The following is a 19,044-nucleotide window of genomic DNA, read 5'->3' as shown; positions in this document are numbered from 1 at the left end:
AAGGCCTACCTTTGCGTAGGCTTTTTTTATACCCAATCATGACAACACTCACTGATATTACCAACTTGGAAGACATCAAATTACTTGTTGACACCTTCTATTCGAGAGTTCAAAAAGACAGCTTTATTGGACCAATATTCAACGAAAAAATAGGCAATAACTGGCCCGATCATTTGGAAAAAATGTATCGTTTTTGGCAGACCATTTTACTCGAAGTACACTCTTATTCCGGAAGCCCGTTTCCACCACACAAACAATTACCGGTTGCTAAAGAACATTTTGAGCGTTGGATGGAAATTTTCACAGAAACCACTGACAGTTTATTTGCAGGCCCATTAGCCGAAGAAGCTAAACTACGCGCCAAAAATATGGCTGAAATGTTCAATTATAAAATTGAGTATTTCCGCAATGCCGAAAAAAAATAAAATTAACAATCCGTAGTTTTTACAGCAGCTTTTTAATCAATACATCAGTTCACTTTTGCAAATAGTAACACATTCTTTCATGCGTAAACTTTTATTTCTCGTTGTTTTACCAGCCGTTCTTCTTTCTTGCTCCAATTTAAAACAAACCGCTGAAAACAAACCAACTCCCAGTTTAAGACTAATCAGTTCGATCGAAATTCCATTTGATGAAACTTTTCAGAATACAAAAGTGGGCGGTTTATCCGGAATCGATTATGATGCGAAAAACGATTTGTATTACTTAATAAGTGATGAAAGATCCCAGACTAATGATTCCCGATTTTACACTGCAAAAATTCGTTTGGTCGAAAACAAATTAGAAAGTATCCATTTCCAAAGTGTTAGTACTTTAAAAAATGAAGCAGGAGAAAATTATGGCAATTGGAATACCATCCCATCAACCTCAGCCGATCCCGAAGACATCCGATTCAATCCTAAAATGAACACTTTGGTTTGGAGTAGCGAAGGTGCGCGAGTGATTACTGCAGATAAAGAAGTTTTACAAAATCCATCGATAAATTTCATGGATTTGAAAGGTGATTTTCTTGGCAATGTCACATTACCGGAAAATTTAAAAATGCAAAAAGAAGACAAAGGACCTAGAAACAACGGAACTTTAGAAGGAATTACTTTTGACAAAAAGTATAAAAACATCTATACCAACATTGAAGAACCTTTATTTGAAGATGGTAACCAAGCCAATACCAGCAAAGGAGGTTTGATTCGGTTGTATCAATTTGATGCCAAAACAAAAAAGAACACCGCTCAATACGGCTACCAACTGGAACCAATCGCTCGTGAACCCATTCCAAAAGGAGCTTTTGCTGTGAATGGCGTTTCGGCAATTCAGTATTATGCTAAAAATCAATTGCTGGTTGTGGAACGTTCGTACTCCACCGGTACGCAAACCTGCACGGTAAAAGTATTTTTGTGTGATTTGAAAAAAGCAACTAATGTTAAAAATCACAGTTCATTACAAAACCAAAAATTGGAACTAGCCTCTAAAAGATTAATTCTAAACATGGATGATTTGGGGATTTTTATTGATAATATCGAAGGACTTACTTTTGGACCAAAATTAGCCAATGGCAATCCATCACTGCTATTTGTTTCGGATAATAATTTTTCAGATAAACAAAAAACGCAGGTTTTGGTGTTTGAGTTGGTTGAATGATGTCTTTCTGATTTTCAATTTTCCGTAATGTTTAGGATTTCCAGTACCCGTCAGTTCGAGTAGATTTTTAAAGTTTGAAAATATTGTTTATTAAACCCAAAATCCTCCACTTTAAAAATCATATCGAGAACTTTCGTGCATTCAATCCTTCTCGATATATTTTTGGCTTATCCAAATTTCGTTTTCAAAACATCTTATGCCAAGCCAAAAACACTCGAAGAGACGAATTGTACTTGTTAACTTAGCCCAGATTGAAATGGAAAGCTTTTTGCGAAAGCAGTTTTGGTTTTTCTTGTTGTGGCAAAGCGACCAGAGGAAGCTCTTGCCACAACAGTAGAAAAACAAACGAGTTCACAAAAACTTGCAATGAAAAGCGGGAAATAGCTCCTGAAATTCGTACTTTTGCAGTTGAACTACAACGTTTTCGATATGAACACAACTATAGAAAGTAATCCGTTATTGGACCGATTGCCAAAACACTTAAAGCAATTTATTAAACCTCAGGATTATAGCGATTACACGCCCATAAATCAAGCGGTTTGGCGCTATGTGATGCGCAAAAACGTGAATTACCTTTCGAAAGTGGCTCATAGTTCGTATCTGGAAGGTTTGAAGAAAACGGGAATCGAAGTCGATAATATTCCCAGCATGTATGGCATGAACCGTATTCTGACTGAAATTGGTTGGGCTGCAGTAGCGGTTGACGGATTTATTCCGCCGAATGCTTTTATGGAATTTCAGGCATATAATGTGCTCGTAATTGCTTCTGACATTCGCCAACTCGAACACATAGAATACACGCCTGCACCGGATATTATTCACGAAGGTGCCGGTCACGCGCCCATTATTGCCAATCCCGAATATGCGGAATACCTGCGTCGTTTTGGAGAAATAGGCTGCAAAGCGATTTCTTCTCATAAAGATTATCAAATGTATGAAGCCATCCGACTGCTTTCTATCTTGAAAGAAGCCGAAGATACGCCACAAGCTGATATTGATGCTGCCGAAAAAGCAGTGGAAGATTTGCAGAATAACATGGGTGAATTATCGGAAATGGCGCAAATAAGAAACCTGCATTGGTGGACCGTAGAATATGGTTTGATTGGAACTATTGACAATCCAAAAATATACGGCGCCGGACTGCTTTCGTCAATTGGAGAAAGTGCGTGGTGCATGACGGATAATGTGAAGAAAATCCCTTACGACCTATCTGCAGCCAACCAGAGTTTTGACATTACAAAACTGCAACCGCAACTTTATGTAACTCCAGATTTTGCTTATTTAAGCTTGGTTTTGGAAGAGTTTGCCAATAAAATGGCGTTGCGTACCGGAGGATTATCAGGAATTAATAAACTGATCCACTCGAATGCTTTGGGCACAATTGAATTGAGCACTGGAATTCAAATTTCGGGAGTTTTTACCAATGTTATCGAAGAAGAAGGAAAACCCGTTTATATTCAAACAACAGGAAAAACAGCATTATCATATAGAGAAAAAGAATTAGTAGGTCATGGAACTGCCAAACATGCGGAAGGTTTTGGAAGTCCTATTGGAAAACTAAAAGGAATAAATCTCGCGATTGAAGACATGAGCCCTAGAGATTTAAGTGCTTATTCTATTACTGAAAATCAAAGCGTAACGCTTGAATTTGAAGGTGATATCACCGTAAAAGGAGAAATCATTACCGGATCGAGAAACCTACACGGTGAAATTATTCTTATCAGTTTAAAAAACTGTACCGTTACCCACGGAGAAACTATTTTGTTTCAACCGGAATGGGGAAATTATGATATGGCTGTAGGTAAAAAAGTGGTTTCGGCTTTTTCAGGTCCTGCTGATGTGAATAGTTTTGATTTAATTTCGCATGTACCAACAAGTAAAACCATCAAAGCAAAACATACCGCGGAACGTGATGATTTAGAGGTTTTATACCAAACGGTTAGAAATAGTAGAGAAACCAAGGATACAGAAACTTCTTTGGTACCAATTTTTGATAAATTACGTAACAATCATCCAAACGATTGGTTGTTAGCTATTGAAATAACTGAGCTTTTGAAAGACAGAAACGAACCACAATTACTACAGGAAATAATGGCTTATCTCGATCAATTAAAAGAAAAAAGACCCGAAGTAGCCCATTTGATAACTGGAGGTTTAGATTTGATTTTTGACAAAGAGAAAGCTTAAAAAAAACTAACCGCAGATTCGCAAATTATTAGCGTTATCTAAAATCTGTTAATCTGCGGTTCATTTTTTAAATTATAATTTTATTTGCTGACCGAAATCTTTTTCGCTTTCGATTACTTTTCCCTCGTATTGCAATTTCCAACCCATCGTATTGGTCAGAATTAATATTTTAGACAATTCACTTATTAGTCGGTTTTGAGCATTTGTTTTCAAGGACGATTTTTCAATTTTCTTGGCCAAATTCGCTTTTACCGATTTATTAATTTTATTGTAATCATCACCGGTAAAAGGGTTCATTTTGCTTTGTTCCACATTATAAAACTGAATATCCGGGCTTATCTTTATTTCTTCTTTTGGAATACTAATAATTGTGATAGTTTTATTTTTTTCATCGATATCGTATTTCATTTTGTGCAAATCATAAGCCACCGTCACATCAGCATTGACAACAATGAGTGCTTTTTTCTCGAAAGAAATCATGTCCAACAAGTATTTCTGCTGATTCTTATAGGTTATCACTTCTGAGAAATGGCCTTCCGTAACCACCAATTTTCCTACGTTTACAATTTGCTGCTGAATGAGATTCGTGTTGTAACTGATATCGTCATCATCATTTTTCTTAAAGTCGCAAAATTTGAACAATAAAAATATTCCAACTATAATTCCTATTCCAATAAGTATTCTTCTAAGCATAATTAAAATTTCATGAATGAATATTGTGAAACCAATTTAGTGATTTTTTCTCTGAGTTTGGATTCGAACTTCAGGTGACTTTCTGAATCAGGGTTAAAAGGTCTGTGAGACAAACTTTTTTGAATACTCTCCACTTCTTCCATCGTAGCAAAAGCAGCCTCAGAAATAGAAGTTTCCTTGAATCGTTTCCAAATATAGTCTATCGCCACTTGATTGGGATGCAACATATCTTCGGCATAAAACCGATAATCCCGAAGTTCATCCATCATAATCTCGTAGGAAGGGAAATAGATTACAGATTTTAGATTGCAGATTTCAGATTCCTCTAAAACTTGATGGATTGCGGAAATCAAATGTGATTTGCTTCTTTGATTTTCGACAAAACCGTCTTTGATGTGACGTACTGGAGAAACTGTGAAAATGATGTTGCAATCAGGATTTACCGAGTGAATTAATTTGGTTGTCTTTACCAGACTTTCTTTTATCGTTTCAACTGAAAGTAATTCTTTCTGAAACTTCTTTTGTGGCACTTTATGACAATTCGCCACAATAGAATCGCTTTCAATATTTCGATAGACCCATGATGTTCCATATGTGATAATAACATAAGAAGCTTGATGTAATTGCAGTTTTGTTGATTCAAGTATTGCGTTTAAAGATGCTAATAAATCCTCTTTATTTGAATTACTCAAATCCGAATGCACATCAAAACAATGCCAGCGTTCGTTATAGAAAAAAATATCTTCTTCCGTGAATAAAGTTGTATGTATGGCTTTATCAATAATTTTTTCAATAGAAACCGGATTGAAAATTATCCCGAAAGGATTTATGGCGTTTTGAAATTTAAAATATTGGAATTTTTCAGAAATATTTTCTGCAAAACAAGAACCTAAAGAGACAATCTTTGAATTGTAATCTAAAGGATGATTACTTTTAGAAATAGGTACTGGGGTCCTGAATTGCATTGTTATTTTATTTACTGCAAATTTGAATAATTTTAGCGAATTAAATGGTGTTTCACTCTTTTTTCATTCATCAGACATGCTTTAAACTAAAAAACCCTTTCAGAGTTTACTATGCTGAAAGGGTTGTTATAAAAATAAATATTTTCTTAGTAGAAGTATTCTGATTTCAGATAACCAGCATTTCCATTAGTAGCAATAGCATTTTCTGAAACCTGTTCCGTTGGGTAATTATCTAAATCGTATTTAAAAGAACTTTTATAAAAATTAGCAGAAGATGTTATTTGGTCGTCTTTAGAAATACTTGTAATTACCGTGCTTATTAAACTATTATTTGACGAGATTCCTTCATTATAATCTAATAGTTTTTTGTATCCCAATATATTATACAGCGGATTGTGCTTAGAATCATAATCAAAACTCACACTATATTTTGACAAAACACCTGGTGCAGTATTATCCAATATCCTTTCCTCTTTGATGAGATTTTCGTTTTCAAAATACAATGTTCCGTGAAATTCTTTTACTTCCTGATTCCCTGAATTAATCGTTAATTTTTCATAAGAAACCGTTTTATCTGAATTATGAATGTAATTTATTCTATAATTACCTAAAGACTCCGCTTCAACCAATTTTCCCTCCAGATAACTATATTCAATAGTCTCAAGAAGTTGATTTGTTTTATTTAATGTTACAATTTTTGTAATCAAACCATCGGTATACGTAAAATCTGTACGTTTCTGAGCTCCTTCAATACTGGTAATTTCACCTCCATTATAGGTAAATAAAGTTGTTGCGGAAGTTCCATCTGCGGAAGTCTCAACTGTCTTTTTTAGCAATTTTACACCCCCGTCAGTATCATTTGAACACGAATAAAGTGTCAATAAAAAAATTGATAAGATCCAATATATATATTTATTTATTTTCATCATAATAAATCGTGTTTCCCCTTTATCAAACCTTTTGACACTACATCAATCAAACCTAAAAAAATAAAGTAAAAATGACAATATTTATCGTTACAATCCCTATATTTCGGTTAAACTACTATTTTCAAACTTATCTATAACACTACACAAAGGTCTTATAAATAGCGTGTTATACTAAAAAAACCCTTTTAGAACGTAAGTCCTAAAAGGGTTTTATCATACAAACTAAACTTGTTCTACTTTACAAACTCAACTGCTTTTTCCAAAGCTTGCTGAATTCCTGCAACATTCTTCCCTCCCGCTGTAGCAAAAAACGGTTGTCCGCCACCGCCACCTTGGATAAATTTACCCAATTCACGAACGACTTGTCCAGCATTAAGGTTTTTCTCCGCAACTAATTCTTTAGAAACATAACAGGTTAACATTGGTTTTTCTTCGTCGGCTGTAGCCAAAACTAGAAATAAGTTATTCCCTAAATTCCCTAATTCATACGCCAAATCCTTTGCTCCTTCCGGATTCAAATCTACTTGTTTTGCTAAGAATTGAACGCCGTTTATTTCCTGTATTTCAGCGATTAAACCCGCTTTCAAATTTTTGACTTTATCTTTTACCAAAGCCTCAATTTGCTTGACTAATTTAGCATTTTCTTCTTGCATCGAATGAACGGCTTTCAAAATATCCTGAGGATTTTTCAAGGCTGTTTTTACTTCATTCAACGTATTTTCATACGATGCAAAATGTGCTTTTACCGCATCACTTGTAATCGCTTCGATACGACGAATTCCTGCAGCAACCGCTCCTTCTGAAACGATTTTGAAATGCCAGATTTCAGCCGTGTTTTTTACGTGGATTCCACCGCATAATTCCATGCTTTCACCAAATTTAATCGCACGAACCTCATCACCATATTTTTCTCCAAACAAAGCCATTGCTCCTTCTTGAACTGCTTGCGCAAAAGGAATGTTTCTTCTTTCAATAAGTGGCAATTGCTCTTGAATTCTTGTGTTTACAAAATCTTCCACTTGTTGCAATTCAGATTCCGTCATTTTAGCAAAATGCGAAAAGTCAAAACGCAAATAGTTTGGGTTTACCAGGGAACCTTTTTGTTCTACGTGTGTTCCTAAAATACTTCTCAACGCTTGGTGCATTAAGTGCGTAGCCGAGTGATTTCTAGAAGACAAACTTCTTAAATCCTGATTTACTTTAGCTGTAAAACTGGCATTTACATTTTCCGGTAATTTTTTTGCAAAATGCAAAATCAGGTTATTTTCTTTTTTGGTATCGATGATTTCGATAGTTTCATTTGCAGAAACCAACGTTCCTTTATCACCCACTTGTCCACCACCTTCAGGATAAAATGGCGTGTTATCCAAAACGATTTGGTATAAAACGCCGTCTTTTTTACTGTCAACTTTACGGATACGAGTGATTTTTACGTCACTTTCTGATTGATCGTAACCTACAAATGTTTCCACATTTCCAGGAATTAATACAGACCAGTCTTCAGTAGAAACTTCTGATGCAGCGCGGGAACGGTTTTTTTGTTCTTGCATCGCAGCATTAAAACCAGCTTCGTCCAGTTCGAATCCTTTTTCTCTAAGAATTAATGCCGTTAAGTCAATTGGAAACCCGAAAGTATCATATAATTCAAATGCTTTAGTACCAGAAACGGTTGAACCTTTAGTTTCAGCAACTACATTTTCCAGTAATTGTAATCCTTGGTCTAATGTTCTCAAGAAAGAAGCTTCTTCTTCGCGAATCACATTGGTAACCAATTGTTGTTGCGATTTGATTTCCGGGAAAAACTCCCCCATTTGATTGGCTAAAACAGCAACCAATTGATTGATGAAAGGTTCTTTGGTATTCAAGAACGTAAATCCGTAACGAATCGCACGACGCAAAATTCTACGAATTACATAACCGGCGCCTGTGTTTGATGGCAATTGCCCGTCGGCAATAGCAAAAGCTACGGCACGAACGTGATCGACCACTACACGTATAGCGATATTGGTTTTGTTTTGCTCTTCGCTGATATTTAAAACTTCGTTTGAAGTGTATTTCAATCCTGTAATTTGTTCTACTTTTTCAATAAGTGGCGTAAAAACATCGGTGTCATAATTGGAAGTTTTTCCTTGCAATGCCATACACAAACGCTCAAATCCCATTCCGGTATCAACGTGTTTCGCAGGCAATTTTTCCAGAGAACCATCGGCTTTACGGTTGAACTCCATAAATACATTATTCCAGATTTCCACAACTTGCGGATGGTCATTGTTCACCAAGCTCTTTCCTGAAACTAAAGCTTTTTCTTCTGCAGAACGAATGTCAACGTGAATTTCTGAACACGGACCGCAGGGACCTTGGTCGCCCATTTCCCAGAAGTTGTCTTTCTTGTTTCCAAGAATGATTCGGTCTTCGTCAATTAGCTCTTTCCAAATATCCCAAGCTTCTTGGTCGAATGGTACGTTTTCATCCGGATTTCCTTCGAAAACGGAAACGTATAAGTTTTCTTTTGGAATTTTATACACTTCTGTCAAAAGTTGCCAAGCCCAGTTGATGGCTTCTTTTTTGAAATAATCACCAAAAGACCAGTTCCCCAACATTTCAAACATGGTGTGATGATAGGTATCAAAACCTACATCTTCCAGATCATTATGTTTTCCTGAAACACGAAGACATTTTTGTGTATCGGCAATTCTATTGCTTTTTGGCGTGGCGTTCCCAAGGAAATATTCTTTGAACTGAGCCATTCCCGAGTTGTTGAACATCAGGGTTGGATCATCCTTAAGAACTATGGGTGCTGATGGAACGATTAAGTGTCCATTTGATGCGAAAAAATCCAGAAATTGTTTACGTACGTCTTGTGATTTCATTATTAATTTTAGTTTAAAGTTTAAGGTTTAAAGTTAATTAGCCCAGAAACTATATCTTTTTACTATTCATTTTTTGCCCCAGATAAAAGTGAAAAGCTTCGAGATTTATAGATTTATTTTTTCTTGAGGTGGCAGAGCGACCGGAGGAAGCTCCTGCTGGCTCATTAGAAAAAATGATTTATAAACGAGAACTTGTAACGAATAGCTGTCCCGATAGCTATCGGGATAGGCACATTATTTTATTTATTATTGAAAAAAGGGTTGAACAAATGAAACATTTATTAAATTTGTTCGTCTAACCTTTTACAGTGTGCAAAAATAGGGTATTTTAAAATATGTCGAAAGTAAAATATTATTACGATTCCGAAAATCTAGCCTATAGAAAAATAAAAACACGAAAAAGGAGAAAACTTGGTGTTATTATTCTATTTTTATTGGCATCGGCTTTGTTTGGTTTTTTGAGTTTTATTGTTTTATTGAACACTCCTTATTTTGAAACGCCAAAAGACCGTTTGCAAGCACGTGAGATTGAAAATTTGAGATTGAATTATGCGCTGCTGAACAAAAAAATGGATCAGGTAAATGGTGTTATTGAAGCCATTGAAGATCGAGACAATAATTTGTATCGCGTGTATTTTAACAAATCGGCGATTCCAGATTCTATTCGAAAAGCGGGATTACCGGGAAAAAACAGGTATAAAGTATTAGAAGGTTATGACAATTCCCAGTTGGTAATGAATACCACAAAAAGGATTGATGTCCTTAGCAAGGAATTAGCGGTTCAGTCAAAATCATTGGATGCGATTTTGAAATTGGCAGAAGCCAAAAGTGATTTTTTGTCAGCTATTCCTGCCATTCAGCCAGTACGAAATGAAAATTTAAAACAAGTGGCCTCTGGTTTTGGATACCGAACAGATCCTTTTACAAAAGCAAGGAAAATGCATGAAGGCATGGATTTTACAGCTAAAACAGGATCTCCCATTTATGCCACCGGCGACGGAGTTGTAGCAAAAGCAGACAATACCGCCTCAGGATATGGAAATCATATTGTTATTCGGCATGGATTTGGATACGAAACTTTATACGCGCATTTGAGCAAATATAAAGCGAGAGCGGGACAACGCGTAAAACGAGGCGATGTTATAGGATATGTGGGAAGCACGGGAAGATCTGAAGGACCGCATTTACATTATGAGGTTCACAAGGACAAAAAAGTGGTGAATCCGCTTAATTTTTATTACGGAAATATTTCGGCAGTGGAGTATGTTGTCATTGCACAATTGGCTAACCAGGAAAATCAATCATTAGACTAATGCTCCAAAAGAGTATTCCCTATTCAGTCTTGACAGTTTATAAAAGAAGTGTTCAGAGAAAAGATTAAAATAAAAAAAACATGCACATTGAACTTTCTAAAGATAAAAGATATTACAGCATTGGCGAAGTAGCCAAAGCATTTGACGTGAATGCATCGCTGATTCGCTTTTGGGACAATGAATTTGATATTCTGAAACCAAAAAAGAATGCTAAAGGGAATCGAATGTTTACTCCGGAGGATATCACTAATTTACAATTGATCTATCATTTGGTCAAAGAAAGAGGTTTTACATTGGAAGGTGCCAAAACCCATTTGAAAGAAGGACAAAAGAAAACATTGGATAAGTTTGAAATTATTCGAAAATTAGAAACGATACGCACACAATTAACAAATATTAAAAATCAACTTTAAAATTAAACAAAATGAGAAAATGGTTAATCCCCGGAATTATAATTGCAGTCTTAGTTTTCTGGTCAATTAGTTCGTACAACAGCCTTGTTGACCTAAAAGCAGATTCGAAAACCGCTTGGTCAAATGTTGAAAGTAGTTATCAAAGAAGAAATGACCTAATTGGTAATCTTGTAAAAACGGTTCAAGGAGCTGCAGATTTTGAAAAAAGTACGTTAACGGCCGTTATTGAAGCACGTGCAAAAGCAACCGCGGTTACTGTTGACCCTACAAACATTTCCCCAGAACAACTAGCAGCTTTCCAACAGGCTCAAAGTGGTGTTTCTGGAGCGTTGTCAAGATTATTAGTATCGGTAGAACGTTACCCTGAATTAAAAGCCAATCAAAACTTTTTAGAATTACAATCACAACTAGAAGGTACCGAAAACAGGATTAACGTTACCAGAGACCGTTACAATGAAGTTGTAAATATTTATGACAAAAAAATTCACAGTTTCCCTAGCGTAATTTTCGCAAAATTATTCGGCTTTGAGGAAATGGCAAGATTTAAAGCAGAAGCAGGAGCTGAAAAAGCACCAGATGTAGAATTTGATTTCAAATAAAATGACATCAGCAACCGAAGCATTTCTAACCCCGGAAGAAGAACGCGCCATTGTGGAAGCCATTTCACAAGCCGAACAAAACACTTCGGGAGAAATTAGGGTCCATATAGAAAATCATACAGAAAAACCTCCGCTCGAAAGAGCTCAGGAGGTTTTTCATTCTTTAGGCATGGATCAAACCGCCATCAGAAACGGTGTTTTATTTTATGTTGGTGTTTCAGACCATACTTTTGCTATTATAGGTGATGAAGGTATTGACAAAGCAGTTGAAATTGATTTTTGGGACTGCACTAAAGACCTTGTCATTTCTCACTTTAAGAAAAAACAATTTAAAGATGGTTTAGTGGCCGGGATTTTAAGGGCAGGCGAAAGGTTGCAACAACATTTCCCTTTTCAGGATGATGATGCCAATGAACTGTCGAACGAAATATCAAAAGGATAAAATGAAACACTTTAAAACAAAAAACACCCTGTTCTCTATATTGGTAACTGTTTTATTTTTCCAATTTTCAGGGTTTTCGCAAACTGCAACAATTCCTGAAAAACCAAGTTTTATTGCACCTATAATGGATTTGGATAATACTGGAACTTTAACCGAAGCGCAAACACAGGAATTATATCAAAAACTTAAAAATTATTCTGATTCTACTTCAACTGAAATATTAGTCCTTATAATCAAAACCACAAAAGGAGAAGATATTGCACGATATGCAACGGATTTAGGTCACAAATGGAAAATTGGGCAAAAGGGAAAAGATAACGGAATTATTTTTCTTATTGCTAAAGATGATCGAAAAATGACCATTCAAACCGGTTACGGAACCGAACATCTGATGACTGATGCTTTATCTAAGAGAGTCATAGAACTCGTTGTTAAACCCGAATTCAAGCAGGAAAACTATTTTGCCGGAATTGATAAAGGTACGACAGCCATCATGCAGATAATGAGTGGTGAATACAAAAATGACAAAAAACCCACTTCCAACAAAGGGTTTCCATTTTTACCATTAATCGTTATTGTCATCATTATAATCGTGCTGATATCCCGTAACAAAGGCGGTGGTGGAAATTCCGGTAACAGAGGCGGTGGCATAGGACCCAGTTTATTGGATGTCATTATTCTAAGCAGCCTTGGAAGAAACAGTGGCGGAGGTGGTTTCGGCGGAGGTTCATCTGGTGGTGGATTTGGCGGATTTGGCGGCGGCGGCGGATTTGGCGGTGGTGGTGCTTCCGGAGATTGGTAGTATTCAGTTCCCATCTTTATAGAACAACTACATCCGAAATTCAAAAAATTAAAGGCTCTTTTAAATTTAAATAATTTTTATTTTTTATTTTTAAATATTTGCAGCGCCTAATTTATTCAAAAACATAAACTAATCACATTAAATGCTTTCACATAAAGCCAAATATGCACTAAAAGCCCTCTTATATTTAGCGCAACAAGAAGAAACCCATGTTTCTCGAACTATCGAAATTGCCGAAGCGGCCACTATTCCAAAAAAATTTTTGGAACAGATTTTATTGGATCTAAAACGCGGACATTTCGTAGGAAGCAAACAAGGGAAATTTGGCGGTTATTATCTTTTAAAATCTAAAAACGACATTACTTTAGCCGATATTCACAGGCTTTTTGATGGCGCTATTGCCCTACTTCCTTGTGCATCACTGAATTTTTACGAACGCTGTTCTGATTGTGTCGACGAATCGAAATGCCTATTAAGACACGGATTGATTACCATTAGAGAAGAAACTTTAAAGGCAATGGAAGGCATTACTATAGCTTCGTTAGTAAAAGAATAAAAAAATATTCTTTAAACCCTACTAATTTTATAGAATTAATTATATATTTGCCTCGAATTTAACTCATGATTAACAATCAACATTTTAACTTATGAAAAAGTCTCGAAGTAAACTCCGTTTATTTATCCAAAATCAGGAAGAAACAAATCCATTACGTATTGAAAATTTCAACACTTTAATGATGTGTATGTGTTAGTTAAAAAAATTTAATTTAAACTATACTAATTACATATAATTAATAAATAATGAAAACGATTTACACAAAAACAATTGCAAGCATAGTATTACTACTTATATTTTCTAACTCTTTTGCTCAAAACATTGAAGGAGTAATAACCAATAATCAAAATATACCTCTAGAAGGAGCCAATGTTGTAATAAAAGGCACAACCTTTAGTTCTAATGCCGATGCAATAGGAAAATTCTCAATTGACTCTCAAGAAAAATTTCCTTTAACTCTTATTATACAATATGTTGGTTATACATCTAAAGAGATTATAGTCAACAAAGTATCGAATACTCCTTTAGAAATAATTCTGGGAGAAGAAAACCAACTTATAGAAGTTGTAGTTTCCTCCAGACGCCGAATAGAAAAAGCGCAAGAAGTTCCAATTGCGATATCAGTCATAACTGGAAAGCAAGCAGAACAAGCAGGTGCTTTCAATGTTAACCGCATAAAAGAACTGGTTCCATCGGTTCAGCTCTATTCATCAAACCCTAGAAATACGGGAATTAACATTCGTAGTCTAGGTTCCCCTTTTGGACTTACCAATGACGGTATCGATCCAGGTGTTGGTTTCTATGTTGACGGTGTTTATTATGCGCGTCCAGCTGCTACAACTCTCGATTTTATTGATGTGGAGCAAATTGAGGTATTGCGCGGACCACAAGGATCATTGTTTGGTAAAAACACGACTGCAGGTGCCTTCAATATAACTACTCGTAAACCGAGTTTTACTTCGGGTGCCGACTTCGAACTGAGTTACGGAAATTATGCGTTCCTACAAGCAAAGGCTTCGATTACAGGAGCTTTGAGCAAAAAAATCGCAGGTCGTATCTCTTTTTCTGGTACACAACGTGACGGTTTAATAGACAATGTTGCAACAGGAAGACCAACAAACACGCTAAACAATCAAGGATTTAGAGGACAATTGCTTTATAGGCCAACAGAAAACACAAATATTACATTGGCGGCAGACCTTACTACTCAACGTCCAGACGGATATGCCCAAGTAGTTGCCGGTGTGGCTCCTACACAAAGAGCAGCTTACCGTCAGTTCAATGCAATTATTGCTGATTTAAACTACTCGCTTCCAAGTCAGAATACTTTTGACCGCAAGATTGACCACGATACGCCATGGCGTTCAGGACAAGATATGGGAGGTATATCCCTTATTATTGACACAAAAATTGGAACCGGAACACTTACGGCAACCACTGCTTGGCGCTTTTGGAATTGGGACCCATCCAATGACAGAGATTTTACAGGATTACAAGTTTTGGCAAAATCACAAAACCCAACCAGACAGACACAAATAACACAAGAAGTACGTTATGCGGGTCAGCTTACCTCTAAATTGAGTGGTGTTGTGGGTGCATTTTTTATTGACCAAACATCACAAACAGATGGTACAGAAGAATCCGGTGATGCTCAATGGAGATTTGCACAAAGCACTACCAGTAATTTATGGAAAACACCAGGTCTTTTTGAAGGATACGGTATCAAAACCGATGCCCGCATCAGAGCTTCCAGTGCGGCAGTGTTCGGTCAATTAGACTGGGCTATAACAGAACGTTTACACGTATTACCAGGTTTACGTTATAATTTTGACAAAAAAGAGGCGGATTATAGCCGTAAAACATACGGAGGTCTTCAAACTACCGATCCTGCGCTACTTGCTTTAAAAAAATTAGTTTATTCTGACCAGGCTTTTACATCAAATACTGATAATACAGACTTTTCTGGAAATTTAACCCTGTCTTTTAAAGCTTCAGACAAAATCAATGCGTATGCAACTTATGCAAAGAGCTACAAACCAGTTGGTGTGAATGTAGCCGGGCTTCCAACTAATTCAGCAGGTCAGCCTCTACTTGACCTTGCGGTAATTAAACCAGAAAAAGTAAATCATTACGAAATAGGAGTAAAAACTTCTCCTTTTAAAAACTCCGTTTTCAACTTGACATTCTTTAATACTGATATTAAAGATTTTCAAACAAATGTTCAAGCTGCCGAATTAGGTGTAAACCGTGGATATCTTGCCAATGCAGATAAAGTACGTGTTAGAGGTGCAGAACTAGATGCAAGTTTTATAGTTAACAATCACCTAACCATAAATGGAGCTGCAACTTATACTGACGGAAAGTATATTAAATTCACAAATGCACCACTTCCACTAGAAGAAACAGGAGCTTCTGTAGCTTTTAAAGATGTTTCAGGAACTGATTTACCTGGCGCTTCAAAATGGGCTGGATCTTTAGGAGGTGAGCTTTCTGACCATGCAAAATTCTTTGGGAATTCAGGTAAAATTTTCATTGCCGTTGATTCTTATGCCCGTTCTGAATTCTCATCAAGTCCTTCTGCTTCAAAATACTTAATCGTTCCTGGTTACGCTATTTTTAACGCTCGGTTCGGTTTCCGTGCATCGAAAGGTTTATCTGTTCACTTCTGGGGACGTAACCTTTTAAATAACGATTATTACGAACAACTATTGCCTGCTGGTGGAAATACAGGACAATATGCTGGTGTAATAGGCGATCAAAGAACGTATGGAATTACATTGAAATATTCATTATAATAGTTCCAAACTACTATAATCCCATAAAAAAGCGGTTGTGAATCACAGCCGCTTTTATTAATTTTCTCTCATATTCTCCCGGAAGCCTTCTCTCCTGGTTTCACCTCTAGGAGGCTTCTTCATACCCGAAAAATCTTGAATTTTATAGGTTAGCGAAAACATGCCATATCGCTTTAAAATGGTGTTTTCTTCATCGCGAATGGTAGTAGCCGAAATAGTTCTGGAAAAATTCTGGTTCTGATTCAGAACGTCATACACTTTTACTTTGGCAATCATGTTTTTATTAAAAAAGCTATAGGACAAACTGGTGTTCCACAGATAAAAATCTTTCTTAAAACCGCTTGCAATTCTGGAATTGTAGTTATAACCGAAATCATTTCCGAAAATCCAGTTTTTTGGCCAATAACTGGTCGTTTGCAGATTAATCCGGTGTACCACATTAGAGCTTCCATTGGTTACATAATTGGAATATTTTGATTCATTGTAAGATAAACTATACGATGGTGCTATAGTCAACACTTCCCCGTAATCATAATTTAAATATATCCTTGGTGTAATTCCCAATGATTTAGCACTATACAAAACGCCATTGGTAAACCCTTTATCCAAAGAATAACTACTGTTCAAACCAATCCCATACCGTAACGTATGTGCTTCTCTTTTTATGGATTGATTCCAATTTCCTCCTATAGCAGTAGCGTATGTTCCTGAAATATTTTCATAAGTCGTAGTCCTTTTTCTACTGGCATCGTATACCGAAATGGAAACCACTTGACTATTATTATAATCTCCCCTTACAAACAAACTATAACCTGAACGGGTACGGAAATCAAAATTCCTGAAATTGATATTGGCACTATGTTTTTCATTAGGATTCAAATTAGGATTTCCTATTATCGTATTCAAAGGATTAGCCAAATTTTCTACTGGCAGCAATTGACTTGACGAAGGCAGACTTTTGGAATAATCATATTGCAAAGTAATAAATTTTGAACGATCCAACTTGTATCTAATTTGTGCTCTTCCATAAGGCAGCACATATTTTTTGTTCAAATCTGTTCCTTTATTTAAGTATAGCGAATGATTATCAAAATCAATAATGGAAGTACTGGAATTCAAATTAAACGTAAATTTATTTTTTTCGAAAGTGATACCCACTTTGGGACTAACGGAATTTTGTTTGGAAGTAATGAAATTAGTCAAGGACTCATTTAGAACGGAATACGATTGAGAATTATCCTCAAAATCAAAGGTTTCCAAATCTTTCATCTCCTTCCTCCAATCAAAATCGGCACCAAAACGAACTCGTATAGAATCGGTTATCGGCTCTGTATATTCAATATCAGCTGAGTAGGAATCATTCGTGTTTTCATTTTTACTCTTTTGATTTCTCTCATCATCAGATTGACCATCTTGATAAAAAATAGTTTTAGACTCCGTTAAAACATCTGAGCCACTATTGGTATTACTATTAGTGAAAACAAAACTTAGGTTGCGAGACTTTTTTTGGAAAGCTTTATTAAAATTTATCGTGTTCCCAAAATTAGTCGATTTGTTTTCTCTATACGATTTTGATTTGCTTTCGTTTAAAAGTTCTTCATCTTCATCTCTGGAGAAACTTGCTGCACTTGAATTACTATTAGAATTTGAAAGGTTCAATTTTGGAGTAACTACAAGTCTCATTGTTGGATTAATTTTATATTCAAACTCCAGATTTGCTTTATTTCCGGTATTTTCGTCTCTTGATCTCGACTCCGATTCAGTGGAGAAACTACCGGTTGGCAATAAATTGATTTGTTTGGACTTACTGTCATTTTTAGTATTGGTATTCGAAAAATTATAACTTGCAGTAGCATTGAAATCTTTGTACCACTCATCGGTATAATTGAATCCCGCCAAATTAGACTGGGTAATTCCTTTTCCACTTACTGAAGAAGTATTCCCTCCTCTACTGTTTCTTCCTCCGCCCATACTATCAAATACCTCATCCATAGAAAAACCGGAAGAATTAATATTGTTCGAAGAAGCTAAAACACTTATTTTTTGTTTGTTATTAAAAAAGTTCATTACCATACTGCTTTCATAACGATCATCGGTACCATAACCGCCTAAGAATTTTCCAAAAAAACCTTTATTTTTCTTTTCGTCAATAGTCAAATTGATACTCGAATAATCTGAAGTTGACTCTTGTTTAGACAATTCCTCTTTTTTGGTTTTAAAATCGGAAACCTGAACTTTATTAATGATTTCTGCCGGAAGGTTTTTTAATGCCATTGCCCCGTCTTTATCAAAAAAAGTTTTACCGTTTACTAAAAACTGGGTAACTTCTTTTCCGTTAACTGTTATTTTTCCGTCATTATCAACTTCAAAACCGGGCAATTGCTTTAACAAATTCTCTACATTAGAATCAGGACGAACCTTAAAAGATCCTGCATTAAACTCCAGTGTGTCTTTTTTTACACGAATCGGAGGTGCTTCGCTTTTTATAGTCACGCCAGCTAAAGCATTTGCATTTTCTAACAAATAGAGTTTCCCAAAATCTTTATTCTCCGAAATCTCTTTTTGCTCCTCAACATAGGTTTGATAACCAATATAGGAAATCTTCAAAAAAACGGGTTTTTCATATTTTTTGGAAGTAATTTTAAAAAGACCATTTTTATCCGTGGTTGTATATTCTAATACCGTAGAATCTTTTACATTGGAAAAATAAACCGTTGCCGCCTCTAAAGGAATTTGGGTATTCACATCAAGAACAGTTCCTTTAATAATATATTTCTTCTTGTGCATTGGCAGAAAAACAAAAAAGCAAAAAAAGTAAAAAAAGTACAATTTAGACATCTAA

At 35.8% G+C, this 19,044-nt stretch carries 15 protein-coding genes; 10 read left to right on the top strand and 5 right to left on the bottom strand.

The genetic code is table 11. The features are described from left to right. Positions 1–38 precede the first annotated feature (38 nt). The 3 genes from ACNQGX_RS02355 to ACNQGX_RS02345 all read left to right on the top strand — a co-directional run bounded on the left by ACNQGX_RS02355 (position 39) and on the right by ACNQGX_RS02345 (position 3,825). Positions 39–425 carry a group III truncated hemoglobin gene (locus tag ACNQGX_RS02355; protein ID WP_417973680.1) on the top strand — a complete coding sequence of 129 codons (387 nt, stop codon included), beginning with the start codon at positions 39–41 and terminating at the stop codon, positions 423–425. Between the two features lie 79 nt (positions 426–504). After that, on the top strand, positions 505–1,638 hold the full coding sequence (locus ACNQGX_RS02350; RefSeq protein WP_417973678.1) for an esterase-like activity of phytase family protein: 1,134 nt from the start codon (positions 505–507) through the stop codon (positions 1,636–1,638). 429 nt (positions 1,639–2,067) lie between these two features. Next, the gene (locus tag ACNQGX_RS02345; protein WP_417973676.1) at positions 2,068–3,825 is read left to right on the top strand and encodes an aromatic amino acid hydroxylase; all 1,758 of its coding nucleotides are present in this window, start codon (positions 2,068–2,070) and stop codon (positions 3,823–3,825) included. Between the two features lie 72 nt (positions 3,826–3,897). Here the strand turns inward: ACNQGX_RS02345 and ACNQGX_RS02340 are convergent, their stop codons facing one another. The 4 genes from ACNQGX_RS02340 to alaS all read right to left on the bottom strand — a co-directional run bounded on the left by ACNQGX_RS02340 (position 3,898) and on the right by alaS (position 9,282). After that, the gene (locus ACNQGX_RS02340; RefSeq protein ID WP_417973674.1) at positions 3,898–4,518 is read right to left on the bottom strand and encodes a DUF4230 domain-containing protein; all 621 of its coding nucleotides are present in this window, start codon (positions 4,516–4,518) and stop codon (positions 3,898–3,900) included. A gap of 2 nt (positions 4,519–4,520) precedes the next feature. After that, positions 4,521–5,483, bottom strand: a complete 963-nt coding sequence (locus ACNQGX_RS02335; protein WP_417973672.1) for a GSCFA domain-containing protein — start codon at positions 5,481–5,483, stop codon at positions 4,521–4,523. Positions 5,484–5,629: 146 nt separating this feature from the next. Further along, on the bottom strand, positions 5,630–6,319 hold the full coding sequence (locus tag ACNQGX_RS02330; RefSeq protein ID WP_417973670.1) for a hypothetical protein: 690 nt from the start codon (positions 6,317–6,319) through the stop codon (positions 5,630–5,632). Between the two features lie 326 nt (positions 6,320–6,645). After that, positions 6,646–9,282, bottom strand: coding sequence for an alanine--tRNA ligase (gene alaS / locus ACNQGX_RS02325; protein ID WP_417973668.1), 2,637 nt, complete (start codon positions 9,280–9,282; stop codon positions 6,646–6,648). A gap of 335 nt (positions 9,283–9,617) precedes the next feature. Here alaS and ACNQGX_RS02320 point away from each other — a divergent pair, with 335 nt between their 5' ends. The 7 genes from ACNQGX_RS02320 (at position 9,618) to ACNQGX_RS02290 (ending at position 16,202) form a co-directional block, all read left to right on the top strand. Next, positions 9,618–10,595 carry a peptidoglycan DD-metalloendopeptidase family protein gene (locus ACNQGX_RS02320; protein WP_417973666.1) on the top strand — a complete coding sequence of 326 codons (978 nt, stop codon included), beginning with the start codon at positions 9,618–9,620 and terminating at the stop codon, positions 10,593–10,595. Positions 10,596–10,675: 80 nt separating this feature from the next. Next, positions 10,676–11,008 carry a MerR family transcriptional regulator gene (locus ACNQGX_RS02315; protein WP_282732069.1) on the top strand — a complete coding sequence of 111 codons (333 nt, stop codon included), beginning with the start codon at positions 10,676–10,678 and terminating at the stop codon, positions 11,006–11,008. Positions 11,009–11,019: 11 nt separating this feature from the next. Next, on the top strand, positions 11,020–11,607 hold the full coding sequence (locus ACNQGX_RS02310) for a LemA family protein (protein ID WP_417973664.1): 588 nt from the start codon (positions 11,020–11,022) through the stop codon (positions 11,605–11,607). Between the two features lies 1 nt (position 11,608). Next, positions 11,609–12,049: a TPM domain-containing protein gene (locus ACNQGX_RS02305; protein WP_417973662.1), complete on the top strand. Its 441-nt coding sequence runs from the start codon at positions 11,609–11,611 to the stop codon at positions 12,047–12,049. Position 12,050: 1 nt separating this feature from the next. Continuing rightward, positions 12,051–12,851, top strand: coding sequence for a TPM domain-containing protein (locus tag ACNQGX_RS02300; RefSeq protein WP_417973660.1), 801 nt, complete (start codon positions 12,051–12,053; stop codon positions 12,849–12,851). Between the two features lie 142 nt (positions 12,852–12,993). Next, positions 12,994–13,407 (top strand): RrF2 family transcriptional regulator, encoded by a 414-nt coding sequence (locus ACNQGX_RS02295; RefSeq protein ID WP_417973658.1) that lies wholly within the window; start codon positions 12,994–12,996, stop codon positions 13,405–13,407. 245 nt (positions 13,408–13,652) lie between these two features. Next, a complete protein-coding gene (locus ACNQGX_RS02290; RefSeq protein WP_417973656.1) occupies positions 13,653–16,202 on the top strand; it encodes a TonB-dependent receptor in 2,550 nt (849 codons plus the stop codon). A 57-nt stretch (positions 16,203–16,259) separates the two neighbouring features. Here the strand turns inward: ACNQGX_RS02290 and ACNQGX_RS02285 are convergent, their stop codons facing one another. Next, positions 16,260–18,989 carry an outer membrane beta-barrel protein gene (locus ACNQGX_RS02285; RefSeq protein WP_417973654.1) on the bottom strand — a complete coding sequence of 910 codons (2,730 nt, stop codon included), beginning with the start codon at positions 18,987–18,989 and terminating at the stop codon, positions 16,260–16,262. Positions 18,990–19,044: the final 55 nt, after the last annotated feature.

Origin of the sequence: Flavobacterium glycogeni (assembly GCF_048286775.1) — a bacterium.
Lineage (GTDB): Bacteria > Bacteroidota > Bacteroidia > Flavobacteriales > Flavobacteriaceae > Flavobacterium.
The sequence above is the reverse complement of the archived record's forward strand: the minus strand, read 5'-3'. Positions and strand labels throughout refer to the sequence as shown.

Excerpts from the sequence above, each read along its gene's own strand:
- alaS (WP_417973668.1), bottom strand. The coding sequence starts at position 9,282 with ATGAAATCACAAGACGTACGTAAACAATTTCTGGATTTTTTCGCATCA.
- ACNQGX_RS02300 (WP_417973660.1), top strand. The coding sequence starts at position 12,051 with ATGAAACACTTTAAAACAAAAAACACCCTGTTCTCTATATTGGTAACT.
- ACNQGX_RS02320 (WP_417973666.1), top strand. The coding sequence starts at position 9,618 with ATGTCGAAAGTAAAATATTATTACGATTCCGAAAATCTAGCCTATAGA.
- ACNQGX_RS02310 (WP_417973664.1), top strand. The coding sequence starts at position 11,020 with ATGAGAAAATGGTTAATCCCCGGAATTATAATTGCAGTCTTAGTTTTC.
- ACNQGX_RS02315 (WP_282732069.1), top strand. The coding sequence starts at position 10,676 with ATGCACATTGAACTTTCTAAAGATAAAAGATATTACAGCATTGGCGAA.
- ACNQGX_RS02355 (WP_417973680.1), top strand. The coding sequence starts at position 39 with ATGACAACACTCACTGATATTACCAACTTGGAAGACATCAAATTACTT.
- ACNQGX_RS02335 (WP_417973672.1), bottom strand. The coding sequence starts at position 5,483 with ATGCAATTCAGGACCCCAGTACCTATTTCTAAAAGTAATCATCCTTTA.
- ACNQGX_RS02350 (WP_417973678.1), top strand. The coding sequence starts at position 505 with ATGCGTAAACTTTTATTTCTCGTTGTTTTACCAGCCGTTCTTCTTTCT.
- ACNQGX_RS02290 (WP_417973656.1), top strand. The coding sequence starts at position 13,653 with ATGAAAACGATTTACACAAAAACAATTGCAAGCATAGTATTACTACTT.
- ACNQGX_RS02340 (WP_417973674.1), bottom strand. The coding sequence starts at position 4,518 with ATGCTTAGAAGAATACTTATTGGAATAGGAATTATAGTTGGAATATTT.
- ACNQGX_RS02305 (WP_417973662.1), top strand. The coding sequence starts at position 11,609 with ATGACATCAGCAACCGAAGCATTTCTAACCCCGGAAGAAGAACGCGCC.
- ACNQGX_RS02285 (WP_417973654.1), bottom strand. The coding sequence starts at position 18,989 with ATGCACAAGAAGAAATATATTATTAAAGGAACTGTTCTTGATGTGAAT.
- ACNQGX_RS02345 (WP_417973676.1), top strand. The coding sequence starts at position 2,068 with ATGAACACAACTATAGAAAGTAATCCGTTATTGGACCGATTGCCAAAA.
- ACNQGX_RS02295 (WP_417973658.1), top strand. The coding sequence starts at position 12,994 with ATGCTTTCACATAAAGCCAAATATGCACTAAAAGCCCTCTTATATTTA.